The sequence below is a fragment of the Tabrizicola thermarum genome (assembly GCF_003574395.1).
GTDB classification, from domain to species: domain Bacteria; phylum Pseudomonadota; class Alphaproteobacteria; order Rhodobacterales; family Rhodobacteraceae; genus Tabrizicola; species Tabrizicola thermarum.
In genome coordinates this window covers 1-222 of the sequence record NZ_QMJY01000021.1, presented here as the reverse complement: position 1 = coordinate 222, position 222 = coordinate 1, and the positions used below count along the sequence as shown (strand labels likewise).

Below are 222 nucleotides of genomic sequence, written 5' to 3'. Positions count from 1 at the left end.
GCTTGAGCCGGTCGGTCCAGGCGAAGGACGTGAACTGGCTGCCCTGATCGGTATTCATGATCTCGGGCGGGCCGAACTTGTGGATCGCCTCGTTCAGCGCCTCGATGCAAAAGTCTGCCTCCAGCGTGTTGGAGATGCGCCAGGCCAGCACCTTGCGGGTGAACCAGTCCATGATGGCCACCAGATAGAGGAAGCCCTTTCGCATCGGCAGGTAGGTGATGT

General features: G+C 60.4%; 1 protein-coding gene. It reads right to left on the bottom strand.

Features of this window, described 5'->3' with window-relative positions; all coding sequences use genetic code 11:
* Positions 1-222: DDE-type integrase/transposase/recombinase (locus D5084_RS08975; RefSeq protein WP_155523114.1), on the bottom strand; the 222-nt coding region annotated here is incomplete at both ends.